This window comes from Nocardioides bruguierae, from assembly GCF_023656415.1.
Classification (GTDB): Bacteria; Actinomycetota; Actinomycetes; order Propionibacteriales; family Nocardioidaceae; genus Nocardioides; species Nocardioides bruguierae.
On the sequence record NZ_JAMOIL010000021.1, the window covers coordinates 15,674 to 30,829 of the forward strand.

Here is a 15,156-nt window from a genome sequence, read left to right on the forward strand (position 1 = left end):
GCGTGGACGGGCGCGCCCCGGGGACGCTCGCCGTGCGAGGGCCCGGGTCAGTCCGTGGCGGTCGCGGCGCTGTCGTCGGTGGGCAGGGCGGACTCCCCCGCCGACGCGCGGGCGCGCTGCTTCTTCTCGGACTTCTCGTTCTTCTTCTCGGCCTTCTGCTTCTTCTCCGACTTCTTCTCCGACTTCTCGTCGGCCTTCTCGTCGGTCGACCCGCTGCTGGTCGTGGCCGGCGCGGCCTGCCACGAGGAGGGCACCCGGGTGGCCTTCTCCCGCAGGTTCAGCGACGCGCCGACCGACGCGCCGGCGACGTCACCGCTGACGGCGCCGTCGGAGAGGGAGAGGAAGAGCGGGGCGGCCGGGATCTGCATCCCGAGGCGCTGCGCCTTGCGGGCGATGGTCTCGGGGTCGCGCAGCGTCTCCAGGTCGGTGGAGAGCGCCTCCTCGCGGGCGGAGAGGGTGGCGGCCTTGTCCTCCAGCGCGTCGGCCGCGAACGCGGAGGACTGCAGCGAGGTGTTGAACATGAGCAGCCCGATCACCCCGCCGAGCAGGAGGCCGGCGACGAGCACGGCGAACGGGGCCCGCGGGGCCCGCGTGCGGACGGCCGGGACGACGCGGAGGCGGGTGCTCTCGACCGCCCGCTCGTAGGCCTGCTCGGCGAACCGGGGGACGCGGAGGGCGGAGGTCTGCTGGCTCATCGGGCTGCTCCACGGCTGGGTCGGGGGGAGGTCTGCTGGGGTCGGACCCGCTCCGCTGCGCGGAGACGGACCGAGGCGGCGCGGGGGTTGGACCGGGTCTCGGCCTCCCCCGCCTTCTCGGCGCCTCGCGTGACGAGGCGGAAGGGGGGCTCGCTGCCCTCGGGCACGAACGGCAGGTCCGGCGGGACGTCGCTGCGGGTCACCTCGGTGAGGGCCTGCTTGGTCAGGCGGTCCTCCAGCGAGTGGTAGGACTCCACGACCACGCGGCCGCCGACACCGACGACGCCGAGCGCGGCCGGCAGCGCTCGCCGCAGCACCGCCAGCTCGTCGTTGACCTCCATGCGCAGCGCCTGGAACGTCCGCTTGGCCGGGTGGCCGCCGGTGCGCCGCGCCGGGGCGGGGATCTCGGCGTAGAGGAGCTCGACGAGCTGGCCGGACCGGCTGAAGGGCTCGACCTCGCGCTCGCGGACGATCGCGCCGGCGATCTTGCGGGCGAACTTCTCCTCGCCGAAGTCGCGGAGCACCCGGGTCAGCTCGGCGGCCGAGTAGGTGTTGAGCACGTCGGCGGCGGTGCGGCCCTCGGTGCCGTTCATCCGCATGTCCAGCGGGGCGTCCTCGGCGTAGGCGAAGCCACGCTCGCGGCGGTCCAGCTGCATGGAGGAGACACCGAGGTCGAACAGGACGCCGGCGGCGACGCCGTCCGGGGCCTCGTCGGCGACCACGTCGGCGATCTCGTCGTAGACGGCGTGCACGCCGGTGAACCGGTCGCCGAAGCGCGCCAGGCGCTCGCCCGCCAGGGCCAGCGCGTCGGGGTCGCGGTCGATGCCGACGACCCGGACCTCGGGCAGGCGCTCGAGGATGCCCTCGCTGTGGCCCCCCAGGCCGAGGGTGCAGTCGACGACGACCGGGCGGCTGCCGGCGGGCGCGTCGGCGACGGCGGGGCCGGTGAGCAGCTCCACGCAGCGCTCGAGGAGCACGGGCACGTGCTCGGGAGCGCGCTCAGCGGCGGCCACGGAGGCTGCTCCTGGGCGTGTGCTGCATCGTCTCGACCCGATCTGTGCTCCGCGGGCCGGTGGGACGGCTCGCGGCTGGTGCTGGTGGGGGAAGGTGGAGGGGGTAGCCGTCGGGCCTGGTCCGTGCCCGCTCCCAAGCTCGTGCTCCGCGACCGGGGAAGGTGTCTCGGAGCGGTGCCGTCCGGTGCCGGGGAAGGTGCCCCGGGCGGCAGGTGGAGCGGGCCTGGACCAGGCCCGGCGGTGTCCCTCTTCGGTTTTCTCTGGTGCTGCTGGGTGCTGCTGGTTCGTGCTGCGACGGCCGGCGGTAGCTCAGGCCTCCGCGGGTTGCTCGTCGAGGTCCGTGAACTTCTGCTGAGCCCCGGTCTGGTACTGCTCCCACCGCTGCGGGCTCCAGATCTCGACGCGGTCACCCACGCCCACCACCACGACGTCCTTCTCCAGCCCTGCGCTCACGCGGAGGAAGAGCGGGATGCCGATGCGGCCCTGCTTGTCCGGGACCGTCTGCTCCGCCCCGCCGAACAGCACGCGCCGGTAGTCCCGACTGTCCTTGTTCGTCATGGGCTGGCTCTGGACCCGGTTGGCCTCGGTCATGAACGTCTGCTCGGGCCACACGGTCAAGCAGGACTCCTGGCCCTGCGTGATCACGAGGCCGTCGCTCAGGCCGTCCCTGAACTTGGCCGGGAGGACGAGGCGCCCCTTCTCGTCGAGCTTGGGGGTGTGGGTGCCCATGAAGAACACGTCGCACCTCCATCGGAACGCCTAGTTCCTCCACTTCGCCCCACTGTATCCCACTTTCCTCCACCGTCAACCACCTTTCCCCCCACCTCGCTCCCCCATGCCCCACCCGACCCCTGCCGCACCTGCATCAGTGCAGGTCAGCGCCGTGGGAAGGCGGTGGAGGGCGGTGGGTCGCCCCACTCCCCGCACGGCCGGTCCGGGCTCGGAGGAGCGTCGTGGACGGGGCGTGGCGGGTGGATCCGGGCCGATCGGGGGTCGGCGTGGGGGTGAGTGGGGGGCCGGCGTGGGACGTGGTGGGGGGCGGTGGGAGAGCGTGGGAGGTCGAGGGGGGGGTACGACCGGGGCCCCGATCCCCGAGGTGTCGTCGTGGCGTTGACGCCCCACGGGTTGCACCGAGGACCTACCGTGGAGCCCACCTCGGACGCGGCTCGCGCGGCCCGGGGACGAGGCCATTCCCCGTTCGGAAGGACCCCCTGCCCGTGGACTCCCCGGTCACGACCACCAGCCAGCCCGACGCCCGCCCCGCCGGCGGCGCCCGCCAGGCGGCCGACGTCCACCTCGACCTCGCCGACGTGGCCACGGTCGCCGGTGCGGTGCGGCAGAACGTGGAGCGGGTGATCGAGGGCAAGACCGAGATCGTCGACACGGCGCTCGTGGTGCTGCTGGCCGAGGGGCACCTGCTGGTCGAGGACGTCCCGGGCGTGGGCAAGACGATGCTGAGCAAGGCGCTGGCCCGCAGCATCGACTGCTCGGTGCGGCGCATCCAGTTCACCCCGGACCTGCTGCCCTCCGACGTCACCGGGGTCTCCGTCTACGACCAGGTGAACCGCCGCTTCGAGTTCCGCCCCGGTGGCGTGTTCGCCAACGTGGTGGTCGGCGACGAGATCAACCGCGCCTCCCCCAAGACCCAGTCCGCCCTCCTGGAGTGCATGGAGGAGCGGCAGGTGACGGTCGACAACACGACCTACTCCCTCGAGCGTCCATTCATCGTGGTGGCCACGCAGAACCCGCTGGAGATGGAGGGCACCTACGCGCTACCCGAGGCCCAGCGCGACCGCTTCATGGCGCGGGTGTCGATGGGCTACCCGGTGGAGAACGCGGAGCTGGCGATGGTCCGCAGCCACACCGGCGGCGACCCGCTCGGTGACCTGGAGCCGGTCACGGACGCCGCGCAGGTGCGCGCCATGTGCGACGCGGTCTCGGGCGTCTACGTCTCCGACCCGGTGCAGCGCTACGCGGTCGGCATCACCTCCGCGACGCGCCGCCACGCCGACCTGGCGCTCGGCGCCTCTCCGCGCGCCACGCTGCACCTGGTGCGCGCCGGCCAGGCGCTGGCGGCGCTGAGCGGCCGGGACTACGTGCTCCCCGACGACCTGACCGAGCTCGCTCCCCGCGTGCTGACCCACCGCCTCGTCACCACCGTGGAGGCCACCATGGGTGGTCGGGACGCCGGCGCGGTGCTGGGTCGGGTGCTGGCCGCCGTGCCCGTGCCCGACGGTCACGGCGCCTGACGTGCTCGAGGCACTGCGCGGCCTCACGCTGCGCGGCCGCGCCCTGCTGGCCGCCGGGCTGACCTGCGTCGTGGCGTCGCTCCTGCTGGGGCTCCCGGTGCTGGTGCGCTTCGGGGCGGTGGCCGCGGCCCTGCCCGTGATCACCGTCGTGCTCGTCGGCCGCACCCGCTACCGGCTCGGGCTGACCCGGCGGGTCTCCCCGGAGATCGTGCCCGCGGGCACGCCCGCGACCGTCTCGCTCACGGTCACCAACGACGCCCGGCTCTCCACCAGCGTGCTGCTGCTGGAGGACCAGGTCTCCTACGTCCTGGGCCCGCGGCCCCGGTTCACCGTGACGGGCGCCGGCCGGGCCTGGCGGCGCGAGGTCTCCTACCAGGTGCGCTCGGACGTGCGCGGCCGCCACGTGGTGGGGCCCATGACGGTGCGCGTGTGCGACCCGCTGGGCCTCGTCCGGCTGGGCCGCACGTTCACCAGCACCGCGCCGCTGGTGGTCACGCCCCGGGTGCGACCGCTCGCCCCGCACCCGGTCGGTGGGGCGTCCGCCGGCAGCGGCAACCAGCGCCCCCGCTCGTTCACCAGCGGCAGCGCCGAGGACGTCACGGTGCGCGACTACCGCCGCGGGGACGACCTGCGGCGCGTGCACTGGCCCAGCTCGGCCCGCACCGGCGAGCTGATGGTCCGCCGGGAGGAGCAGCCCTGGCAGCAGCGCGCCACCGTGCTGGTGGACAACCGCGCCGGCGTGCACGCCGGCCGGGGCGCCGCCTCCTCGCTGGAGGTCGCGGTGACCACCGCCGCCTCGGTGGCCGTCCACCTCGCCCAGCGCGGGTTCGCCGTGCGGCTGGTGACGGCCCGGGGCGAGGAGGACGGGATCGCCTGGCACGACCACGTCGCCGGCACCGACACCCGCGCGCTGCTCGAGGCGCTCGCGGTGCTGCCCACCGAGTCCGGCTCGCGGATGGCCACCGGCTGGCTGACCCAGCCCGGCCACGACGGACTGGTCGTGGCGGTCCTCGGCGCCCTGCCCGGGGAGGACACCGGCCTGCTGCGGCGCGTGCGGGCCGCGGCCGGCGCGGGCCTCGCCGTCGTCCTGGACGTCGGCACGTTCGGACCCGTCCCGCCCGAGGCCGCCACCGGCCCCGAGGCGGCGTCCCTGCTCACCGCCCAGGGCTGGACCGCCACCACGCAGCAGGCCGGGGAGCCCGTCGAGCAGGTCTGGGACCGGCTCGCCGCCCCCGGCGCCCGCAGTGCGCGGGCCACGTCCGCACCCACCGCGGGCACCACCACGGGCACCACCACGGGAGGCCCCGCGTGAAGCAGCGCCCCGGCATCGTGACCGCGCTCGTCCCGGCCCTGCTGGCCGCGGGAGCCACCTGGCTGGCGACCTGGTCGTGGCGCGGGTTCACCACCGACCCCTGGCAGCACCTGTGGCCACTGGCCGTGCTGGCGGTGCTGGTCGCCCTCGTCGGCGGGCTGGGGCGCGCCTCCGGGCTCGCCAGTCCCGTGGTGCTGCTCGGCCAGGTCGTGCTCGGGGCGGTGGCGGTCTCCTACCTGCTGACGGGTGCGTGGCTGCCCGTCGGCGCCGGGTGGGACACCCTGGACGAGACGGTGCGGCAGGCGGTCTCCGCCGCGCAGGCCTACGGCCCACCTGTGCCCGCGGAGGCCGGGCTCGACCCCCTCCTCGTGCTCAGCGGCTGGTGGTGCCTCCTCCTGGTCGACGCGGTGGCCGGGGGGCTCGGGCGCCCGGCGGTGGCGGCGCTGCCGCTCCTGGTCGTCTTCGCCGTGCCCGTGAGCATCCTGGGCTCCCAGCCGGAGTGGTGGGTCTTCGCCGGGGTGGCGGTGGCCTGGACGGGCCTGCTCTTCCTGGACGCCTCGAGCGACGTGGCGCGGTGGGGCGGCGTGCTGGACGACGGCGACGGACGGGTCGCGGCTGCCTCCGTGGACGAGCCCGCCGCGGAGCCGGGCACGACCACCGTGCACGGTCCGCGGGCCTCGGACGCGCTGGGCGTGCGCTCGGCCGGCGTCCGCGCCACCGCGCTGGGCGTGGGCACCGGTGCCGTCGTGCTCGCGCTGGCGGTGCCGGCGTCCCTGCCCGCCCTCGACGTGCACCTGCTCGACTACGGACCCGGCGCCGGCGGCGACGACGGGATCAGCATCGAGAACCCCATGACCGACCTGCGGCGCGACCTGCGGCGCCGGGACGACGTGCCCCTGCTCGACGTCCGCACCGACGACCCCGACCCCTCCTACCTGCGCGTGGCGGTGCTGAACCGGTTCGGCGCCAACGAGTGGACCAGCGGCGACCGGTCGATCCCCACCGACCAGGTCGCGGACGGGCAGCCGCTCGACGTCGCCGGGGTCGGCGCCACCGTGGACCGCACCACCTACCGCTACCAGCTCGAGGCCCGCGACGCGTTCTCCTCGCGCTGGCTGCCGACCTACGCGCCCGCGACGTCGGTGAGCGCGACGGGCGACTGGCGCTTCGACACCGCCACCGGCGACTTCATCGCCGCCGACGAGGACCTCACCACCGCCGGGCTGACGTGGTCGACCAGCGGCGTCGAGCTGGACCTGGAGCAGCAGCGGCTGGAGTCGGCCGTGGCCGTGCCCGGCGCCGTCGACCCCATCTTCACCGAGCTGCCCGACAACGTGCCGGGCATGGTCGGCGACCTGGCCCGGGAGGTCACGCAGGGCCAGACCCGCCCCTTCGGGCAGGCCGTGGCGCTGCAGGACTGGTTCCGGCAGAACTTCGACTACTCCCTGGAGAACGTGCCTCCCGGCAACGGCGTGGACGAGCTGGTCGCGTTCCTCTCCCCCGGCGAGGGCGGCCGGGTCGGCTACTGCGAGCAGTTCGCCTCCGCGATGGCCGTGATGGCCCGCGAGCTCGGCATCCCCTCCCGGGTGGCCGTCGGGTTCCTCTCCCCCGAGCAGCAGCGCGACGGCACGTGGGAGTACTCCGCCTACGACATGCACGCCTGGCCCGAGCTCTACCTCCCCTACGCCGGGTGGGTCCGCTTCGAGCCGACCCCGCCGACCCGGGCCTCCGGGGTGCCCTCCTACGCGGAGCCGACGGCGCCGGACGCCCAGCCCACCGCGTCCGCCGGGGCCTCCGACACCCCCAGCCAGCAGGCGTCGGCCCGGCCGGACCGACCCACCTCCGAGCCCACGGTGGCGCCGCGCCCCGAGGCGGCCACCCCGACCGCCGACGAGGAGCCGGGCGTCGGGCTCGCCCCCGTGCTCGGCGGCCTGCTCGGCCTGGTCGCGCTGGTCGGGCTCGCCTCCGCGCCGGCATGGCTGCGCGCGCGGCGCCGGCACCGCCGGCTGCGCGGCGGCCCGGAGGACTGGTGGGACGAGCTCGCGGACGGCACCCGTGACCTGGGCCTGCCCTGGCCCGACGGGGCTTCGCCGCGCAGCGTCGGTGCCCTGCTCGGCTCGCGCCTCGCCGACCCCGACGACGACCGGGAGCGGCCGGTGCTCGGGCCGGAGCAGAACCCGGAGGCCGCGGCCGCACTGGGCCGGCTCGTCTCCCGGATGGAGCGCTCGCGGTACGCCCGCGGCGGGTCCGGTGACGGCTCCGGCACCGAGGGCTCCGCGGACGTGGCGGTGGTCGTGGACGGCCTGGCCGCCGGGGTCCGGCGCCGGGCCCGCTGGGCGGCACGCTGGACGCCGCGCAGCCTGCTGCGACGCTCCGGCAGCACCCCGGCGGCCGACCGGGGCCCGCTGGACCGGGTCGGCTGAGGCCGCACCACCCGGGCCCTCCCGGCTCGTCCACGCGACGGGGTGGGGAACGGGCGAGGCGGGGAACGGGCGGGACCAGAACGACGCAGCCCCCGTCGGTCCGTGGACCGACGGGGGCTGCGGTGGCTCAGGAGCGCCGAGCGCTCGAGGGGCGGGTCAGAACCCGCCGTTCTGCTGGTCGCGGCGGCGGCGCCAGCGCTGCTCCATCCGGTTCATGAAGCCACCGGACGAGGCGGGCTTGGAGCGTCCGCGGGAGGGACGACCGGCGCGACCGCCGTCGACCACGCCGAGGCCACGCTTGCCGCGGGCGGGCTCACCGGCGGGGCCGGCGTCCTGCTGCCTGACGGCGGGCGCGGTGTTCTGGTTGCGGAGGGCGTTGAGGCCGACGAGGGCCGACGCCAGCATCACCACGAACCCGGCGACGCCGAGCGGGATGATGTTCGTGATGGCTCCGGCGAGCAGCACGCCGATACCGAGGACGAACACGAGGCCGGCCACGAGGGCCCGCTGCTGCGCACGACGGCGCAGGGAGGTGCCCCGCAGGGTGTGGACGAGCTTCGGATCCTCCGCGGAGAGGCCGCGCTCGATCTGCTCGAGCATCCGGAGTTCCTCTTCCGAGAGTGGCACCGTTTCCTCCCAGGTGGTGAAAGACCACCGGCCTCGTGCAGACCGGTGGCGGGGTCAAGTGTAGGCATCCGCCAGGCGACCACGGTAGGCACGAGGTGAAAATTCCCACGTCCGAGTCTGCTGGAGGGCCACCTGGGGACCATCCTGCGCCGCCACGGCCCGGTACGGCAGGTCCGAACGTCCCCTCCGGCGTCCCGCTCGCCCCACGCGTCCCGGCAGCCCCGACCGCCCCGCCGGCCCCGACCCACCCGCGGACTCAGCCCAGCAGGCTGGCCGGTCGCACCGCCGCGTCCCCGAAGCGCCGGGTGGCGCGGTCCATCGCCCGGTCGGCCTCCGACCAGCCGTGCTCCCGCTCGCCGAGCAGGTGCTGGTGGTGCACCTGCTCGCGGGGCAGCAGGTTCTCCACCCGCACCCCGACCAGGCGCAGCCGGGCCCGCTGCAGGCCGAGGGCGTCGTAGATCCCGACCGCGGCCCGGTAGACCTCCTGTGTGACGTCGGTGGCCTCGGACAGGGTGCGGGAGCGGGTGATGGTGGTGAAGTCGGCGAACCGGACGGTGATCGCGACCGTGCGCCCCGCCACGCCGGCCACCCGCATCCGCGTGGTGACCCGGCTGGTCAGCCGCAGCAGCTCGCGCAGCACCACCTCGCGGTCGTCGACGTCGCGGGAGAACGTCTCCTGCGCGCCCATCGAGCGCTCCGGGTCGCCGCCGCCGTTGCCGAACACCCCCGAGCGGCCGGGGCTGACCTCGCGCCGGTCGGTGCCCCACGCGAGCTCGTGCAGGTGGGTGCCGAGCGCGTCCCCCAGCGCCCGGCGCAGCGTGCCGACCGGCGTGTGCGCCACGTCCCCCACCGTGACCAGGCCCAGCCGGTGCAGGGAGGCACGGGTCTTCTCCCCCACCCCGTACAGCTCGCCGACGTCGAGGGGGTGCAGGAAGGTGGTGACCCGCTCGGGGGGCACCACCACGACGCCGTCCGGCTTCGCCCGCTTGCTGGCCAGCTTGGCCACCGAGACCGTGGCGGCCACGCCGACCGAGCAGGTGATCCGCTGCTCGTCGTGGATCACCGCCCGTACCTGCTCGGCGATCACCGCCGGCGGCCCCAGCCGCCGCACGGCCCCGCGGACGTCGAGGAAGGCCTCGTCCATCGAGAGCGCCTCGACCAGCGGCGTGACCCGGCGGAAGACCTCCATCACCGCCGAGGAGACCACCGAGAACTCGTCGTGGTCGGGGGCGATGACGACCGCGTCGGGGCACAGCCGCCGCGCCCGGGTCGAGGGCATGCCGGAGCGCACCCCGTACACCCGCGCCGGGTAGTTCGCCGAGAGCACCACCCCGCGGTGCCCACCGCCGACGATGACCGGCACGTCCGCGAGGTCGGGCCGGTCGCGCGTGGCCACCGACGCGTAGAACGCGTCCATGTCGACGTGCAGGATCGGCGTGGCGACCGGCTCCTGCCCCTGCACCCGGGCGGTCATCGGGCGGCCCCGGACGGCTCGGACGCCTCGGCCGGCTCGGACGGCTCGGTCTCGCGACAGGACTTCGTCCTTCCTCGACCAGCGGCGGTGGGCCGTCGGTCGAGGAGGTCAGCCCCGGGCGACCAGGTGCAGCTGCGTGGCGAGCGGGAGGTACTCGGGGCGGTCGGCGACGGCGCGCTCGAGCTCGACGAGGGCGGCGGTGGAGCCGGTCTCCAGCTCCAGCAGGTGTCCGGGGACGAGGTCGGCGAAGACCCGCACGCCGTGCACCGAGACGACCTCGAGGCCGGCGGCGCCGACCAGGTCGACGACCTCGTCGCCGGTGTAGCGGTGCCCGGTGCGGCCGGGGTCGCCGGAGACCGGCGCGAGGAGGTCCTGCGCCTGGGCGAAGTGGCCGGCCATGGCCCGGGCCAGGACGGCGGCGTGGCGCTGGGCCACGAGCAGGCTGAGGGTGCCGCCGGGCCGCAGCACCGCGCGCAGCGCGGCGAGGGCGGCGGCGGGATCGGTGACGAACTCCAGGACGCCGTGGCACAGCACGACGTCGGCGCCACGCCCCTGCGCACCGGAGCCGACCAGGTCGGCCAGGTCGCCGAGGTCGCCCTGGTGGGCGTCGACCTCGACGCCGGCCTCGCGGGCGCGGCGGGCGAGCGAGGCGAGGGCGTCGGGGCTGGGGTCCACCACGGTGACGCGGTGGCCGAGGCCGGCCACGCGGACGGCCGAGCCGCCGGTGCCGCCGCCGATGTCGAGGACGTCCAGCGCCGCCCCGTCCGGCCGCTCGAGCACGGGGGCCAGGTCGTCCCACACGACCGCGGTGCGCACGGCCGCGCGCCGCTCGCTGGTGCTGGGTGCGTTCGGGGTGCCCGCCATGACGCCCACCCTAGAGCCTGGCCCGGGGCCCGATCGACCGGGCTCATCCGGGGCTCCCCGGGCTGCGGTGCCAGAGCTTGCGGGCGACCTGCTGCGGGATCTGCTTGGCGTCCTCACCGGCGGGCTTGACGTCCGCGTACGGCGAGAGCCTGAACCCGCTGGAGTGCACGAGGACGCGGCGGCGACCCATGCCGCCGGCCGCACCGGGGCTGCGGCGGTCGGGACCGTCCGGCCCGCCGGAGCCGTCGGCAGCCGCCACCCCGGCCCCGCGCATGTCGCGATCGGAGACAGGCCCCGAGACAGGGGGCGCGGCCATGACCGGGCGCGAGGACCGCGAGGCGGCGGCCCCCTCACCGGCCCGCTCGTCACCGGGGGCGAGCGCGCCGAACCCGCCGGGCACCACGGCCATCTGCTCGCGCACGGCCTCGATGCCGTGCAGGCGCCACGTGTCGTGCAGCGCGGGCAGCTCCCAGCAGCCGGTGGCGCGCAGCGAGACGCCGCGGTGGCCGGTGCGGCGCAGCTCCCCGCGCACGACGAGCAGCCAGGAGCTGAACACGGTGGCGGCGTAGGGACCCTGGGCGTCCTCGAAGAAGGTGGCGTCCAGCGGGCCGGTGCCGTCGTCGAGGGTCAGGAAGACGACGCGGCGCCCCGAGCGGATCGGTGGGGTCTGGGTCGCGACCTTCACCCCGGCCACGAGCAGCTCGGACTTCGAGCGCTGCCCGAGCAGGTCGGTGGCGCGGGTGGTGCCGAGCTCGTCGAGGAACCGCTCGTAGGTGCTGACGACGTGCCGGGAGGCGTCCAGGCCGAGGATCTCCAGCTCGGCGCGCATCCGCTCCTCGGCGGTCATCTCGGGCAGGCCGGAGACGACGCCCTCGACCGAGGCGTCGCCCAGGTCGAGCGCCATCTGCACCGAGGAGACCGGCTCCGGCGGCGGTGCGCTGCGGGCCTGGGCGCTGGAGCGTCCCCACACGCCCTCGCGCTGGGGCACCTCGGCGCGGCCGAGCGAGCCCCGCTCCTCCCCCAGATCACGGGGGCGGACGGCGGCCCGGGCGTCCGAGGCGCCGGGCAGCTCGACCCCGCGCGCGGCCTCCCGGGCACCGGGCTCGGTGCTGTTGCGCGCGGCCGCGGCCTCGACGGCCGAGGCGGCACGGGTGCGGGCGTTCGGGGCCTGGCGGTGGCTCTGCCACGCCTTGCGTCCCGCGAGGCCGCGCCCGCGGGAGGCGCGCTCGGCCGACCGGGCCTGCCGGTCCAGCTCGGAGACCCCGAGCAGCAGGTCGCGCCGGGTGGTGGTGCCGCGCCGGCCCACGCCGTCGTCCGCGCTCAGGTCGAGGCCGTAGACGGAGTCGAACCCGCCGGCCAGCACCAGCCGCTCGACCACCGGCCGCGAGACGCGGGCGCGGTGCCAGAAGTCGGTGAGCGAGGCGTAGGGGCGGGCCGCGACGATGCGTCCGACCTCGGCCTCGCTGATCCCCTTGACCTCCGAGAGCGCGGGCCGGATGCCCCACGGGCGCCCGTCGGGGTGGCCCGGGTCGCGGGTCGGGTCGGGCGCCCACTCCTCGCGCGGCACGAGCCGCTCGACGGCGTAGTCGGTCTCGGAGGCGTTGACGTCCAGCGGCAGCACGGTGACGCCCTGGCGGCGCGCGTCCTCGAGGATCAGCCGCTTGGGGTACATCCCCGGGTCGTGGGTCAGGACGCCGGCCAGGAAGTGCGCCGGGTAGTGCGCCTTGAGCCACGCCGACTGGTAGGTGGGCAGGGCGAAGGCGGCCGCGTGCGCCTTGCAGAAGCCGAAGGAGGCGAACGCGGCCAGCACCTCCCACAGCTCCTCCACCGCCGCCAGCGGGACGTCGCGGCCCAGGGCGCGGGGGAAGAACCACGTCCGCACCTCGGCCATCCCCTCGGCGTCCCCGAGCGCGCGGCGCTTCTCGTCGGCCTCGGCGAAGGAGATGCCGGTGAACGCGGCGATGATCTCGATGACCTGCTCGTGGAAGACCACGACCCCGCGGGTGCCCTCGAGGATCGGGCGTAGCAGCGGGTGGGCGTAGCGCGGCTGCTTCCAGCCGTGCTTGACGTCGAGGTAGGGGGTGATCATGTCGCTCTTGACCGGCCCGGGGCGGAACAGCGAGATGTCGGTGATGACGTCCTCGAACGTCTCGATGCCGGACTTGCCGACCAGCTCGCGCTGGCCCGGCGACTCGATCTGGAAGACCCCGAGGGTGCGCGAGGAGGAGATCATCGCGTAGGTCGCGGGGTCGTCGAAGGGCACCTGGGCCTCGTCGTCCACGTCGACGACGACCTCCTCGGTGCGCTCGATCGCGGCCACGGCGTGCGCCATCGCCGACTGCATGCGGATGCCCAGCACGTCGAGCTTGAGCAGGCCGAGGTCCTCCACGTCGTCCTTGTCGAACTGGCTCATCGGGAACCCGGCGTAGCTGGCCTCCACGGGCGTGCGGTCGAGCAGCGTGGCGTCGGAGAGCAGCACCCCGCACGGGTGGACGGCCACGTGCCGGGGCAGGCCGTCGAGCCGCTCGACCAGCGCGAACAGCAGCTCCAGCCGGGTCTCCCCCAGCCCGCTGGCCCGCAGCTCGGGCAGCTCGGCCAGGGCCGCGCGGGCGTCGCGGGCGCGGATGTGCGGGAAGGCCTTGGCGATCGCGTCGACCTCCAGCGGCGGCATGCCCAGCGCGGCGCCGACGTCGCGCACCGCGTGCCGGACCCGGTAGGTGTCCATCATCGACACGCACACGCAGCGCTCGCCGCCGAAGCGGTCGAGGATCGCCTCGTACATCCGGGTGCGCTGCGCGGACTCCACGTCGACGTCGATGTCGGGCAGCGCCTGGCGCAGCGGGGACAGGAAGCGCTCCATCAGCAGCTGGTGGCGCACCGGGTCGACCCCGGAGATGCCCAGCAGGTAGGTGACGATGCTGCCGGCGCCCGAGCCGCGCGCCGCCACCCGTACCCCGTGGTCGCGGATGAGGTCGGTGACGTCGGCGACGGTGAGGAAGTAGGAGGCGTAGCCGAGGTCGCGGATGATCGCCAGCTCGTCGTCCAGCCGCTTCCACACCACCGCCAGGCCCTGGCTGCCGTAGCGGGTGCCGATGGCGGCCTCGCAGCGGGCGCGCAGCAGCCCGTCCGCCCCCGTCTCGCGCGGGTCGATCGCCAGCCCGTCGACGTTCGCGAGCTCGAACTCCGGGAAGTGCACCTCGCCCAGCCCGAGGTCGGCGCGGACGTCGAGGGCGCACCGCTCGGCCAGCGTGCGGGTGCGTGCCAGCAGCTGCCAGGCGCCGGACTCCCCCACCCCGGCCGCGTGCGCGACCTCGGCCGCGACCCGGCTCATCTGCGGCCCGGACTTCAGGTGCCCCTCGGCGTTGCCGCGGTCGACGTGGCGGCGGTCGAGCGCGACCAGGCGCCGTGCGGCGTCGAGGACGTCGGCCACCGCCGCGTCGCCGCGGTCGGCGTGCCGGACCTGGTTGGACAGGATGCTCGGCAGCCCCTGCTCGGCGGCCAGGTTGAGCATCCGGGCCGCGTGCGGGGTGCTGCCCGGCCCCCAGCCGCGGGTGCCGTGCGCCCCGTCGGCCGTGCCCGGCCCGCCGGCACCCAGTAGGTGCGAGACGACCTCGACGACCAGGCAGCCGCGCGGCACCAGCGCCCGCCAGCGGGCCACCTCGGCGCGCGCCAGGTCGGGGCGCCCCGCGGTGACCGCGCGACCCACCGACGACGACGGGCCCAGCAGGACGACGACGTCCCCCGCCCCGAGCAGGGCGGCGACCTCGGGGTCCTCCGGGTCGAGCACCGGGGCGCCGCGCTCACCGGCCAGGTGCGTGGCCGAGGTGATGCGGCAGACCGCCGCCCACCCGGCCCGGCCACCGCCCGGCCCCGAGGACTGCGCGAGCAGCGTGACCCGGGGCAGCCGGGCGTCGCGGAAGGCACCGCCGCGCACCGGCGTCCTGCTCCCCCGAGATCCCACCCGTGCCCCTGCGCCACCCGGGACGTCATACGAGCCGGAGGAGCGTCCCTGCGCTCCGTATGACGTCCCGCGGCGGTTCCGGGTCGGGTCGGCGGGGTGGTAGGCGAGGTCGACGCCGAGGACGGGGCTGATCCCCGCGACGTGGCAGGCCTTGGCGAACTTCACCGCGCCGTAGGTGCCGTCGCAGTCGGTGAGCGCCAGCACGTCCATGCCGTGGGCGGCGGCGCGGTCCACCAGCACCGGCGGCAGCGAGGCCCCGTGCTGGAGCGAGTAGCCGGAGGCCACGTGCAGGTGGACGAACGGGTCGGTGGGCACGTCGGGACTTCCCCTCATCGACGTCGGCTCGACCCCGGACAACGACAGGTACAACGACAGGCACGAGGCCCCCGAAGTCGCCTTCGAAAGAGCCGCGCTCCCGATCGAACAGATGTTCGATCGGGAGCACTGAAGGTAACCCCATCCACCGACACCGCGCCAACTACCCAGGTGGGTGCCCTCACCCCTCCCTCACCGCCGAGTCGGCAGCAAGTTACTGCCG

The 15,156-nt window shown here is 75.5% G+C and carries 10 protein-coding genes; 3 read left to right on the forward strand and 7 right to left on the reverse strand.

The window, feature by feature from the left end:
* Positions 1-47 precede the first annotated feature (47 nt).
* The 3 genes from ftsL to mraZ form a co-directional block, all read right to left on the reverse strand.
* Positions 48-695 (reverse strand): cell division protein FtsL, encoded by a 648-nt coding sequence (gene ftsL / locus M8330_RS15115; RefSeq protein ID WP_250828003.1) that lies wholly within the window; start codon positions 693-695, stop codon positions 48-50.
* On the reverse strand, positions 692-1,708 hold the full coding sequence (gene rsmH / locus M8330_RS15120; protein WP_250828004.1) for a 16S rRNA (cytosine(1402)-N(4))-methyltransferase RsmH: 1,017 nt from the start codon (positions 1,706-1,708) through the stop codon (positions 692-694). Before rsmH ends, ftsL begins: the two co-directional genes overlap by 4 nt.
* 309 nt (positions 1,709-2,017) lie before the next feature.
* Positions 2,018-2,437, reverse strand: a complete 420-nt coding sequence (gene mraZ / locus M8330_RS15125; RefSeq protein WP_250828005.1) for a division/cell wall cluster transcriptional repressor MraZ — start codon at positions 2,435-2,437, stop codon at positions 2,018-2,020.
* A gap of 581 nt (positions 2,438-3,018) precedes the next feature.
* Here mraZ and M8330_RS15130 point away from each other — a divergent pair.
* From M8330_RS15130 to M8330_RS15140, 3 genes are read left to right on the forward strand one after another with little or no spacing between them, the layout of a single operon-like run.
* Positions 3,019-3,957, forward strand: coding sequence for an AAA family ATPase (locus tag M8330_RS15130; protein ID WP_250056532.1), 939 nt, complete (start codon positions 3,019-3,021; stop codon positions 3,955-3,957).
* A gap of 1 nt (position 3,958) precedes the next feature.
* The gene (locus M8330_RS15135) at positions 3,959-5,269 is read left to right on the forward strand and encodes a DUF58 domain-containing protein (RefSeq protein ID WP_250828006.1); all 1,311 of its coding nucleotides are present in this window, start codon (positions 3,959-3,961) and stop codon (positions 5,267-5,269) included.
* Complete coding sequence (locus tag M8330_RS15140; RefSeq protein WP_250828007.1) at positions 5,266-7,692, forward strand: transglutaminase TgpA family protein; 2,427 nt, start codon at positions 5,266-5,268, stop codon at positions 7,690-7,692. The genes M8330_RS15135 and M8330_RS15140 overlap by 4 nt, the downstream gene beginning before the upstream one ends.
* A gap of 156 nt (positions 7,693-7,848) precedes the next feature.
* On the opposite strand, the gene M8330_RS15145 is transcribed toward M8330_RS15140, so the two are convergent.
* The 4 genes from M8330_RS15145 to M8330_RS15160 all read right to left on the reverse strand — a co-directional run bounded on the left by M8330_RS15145 (position 7,849) and on the right by M8330_RS15160 (position 14,933).
* Positions 7,849-8,319: an SCO2097 family morphological protein gene (locus tag M8330_RS15145; protein WP_308196044.1), complete on the reverse strand. Its 471-nt coding sequence runs from the start codon at positions 8,317-8,319 to the stop codon at positions 7,849-7,851.
* A 256-nt stretch (positions 8,320-8,575) separates the two neighbouring features.
* On the reverse strand, positions 8,576-9,793 hold the full coding sequence (gene dinB, locus M8330_RS15150) for a DNA polymerase IV (RefSeq protein ID WP_250828008.1): 1,218 nt from the start codon (positions 9,791-9,793) through the stop codon (positions 8,576-8,578).
* A gap of 108 nt (positions 9,794-9,901) precedes the next feature.
* Positions 9,902-10,657: a methyltransferase gene (locus tag M8330_RS15155; protein ID WP_250056383.1), complete on the reverse strand. Its 756-nt coding sequence runs from the start codon at positions 10,655-10,657 to the stop codon at positions 9,902-9,904.
* A 43-nt stretch (positions 10,658-10,700) separates the two neighbouring features.
* On the reverse strand, positions 10,701-14,933 hold the full coding sequence (locus M8330_RS15160; RefSeq protein ID WP_250828009.1) for a DNA polymerase III subunit alpha: 4,233 nt from the start codon (positions 14,931-14,933) through the stop codon (positions 10,701-10,703).
* Positions 14,934-15,156 lie beyond the last annotated feature (223 nt).

What these genes read in the sequence shown, in the direction of transcription:
- dinB (WP_250828008.1), bottom strand. Translation starts at nt 9,793, where the DNA reads ATGACCGCCCGGGTGCAGGGGCAGGAGCCGGTCGCCACGCCGATCCTG.
- M8330_RS15155 (WP_250056383.1), bottom strand. Translation starts at nt 10,657, where the DNA reads ATGGCGGGCACCCCGAACGCACCCAGCACCAGCGAGCGGCGCGCGGCC.
- mraZ (WP_250828005.1), bottom strand. Translation starts at nt 2,437, where the DNA reads ATGGGCACCCACACCCCCAAGCTCGACGAGAAGGGGCGCCTCGTCCTC.
- ftsL (WP_250828003.1), bottom strand. Translation starts at nt 695, where the DNA reads ATGAGCCAGCAGACCTCCGCCCTCCGCGTCCCCCGGTTCGCCGAGCAG.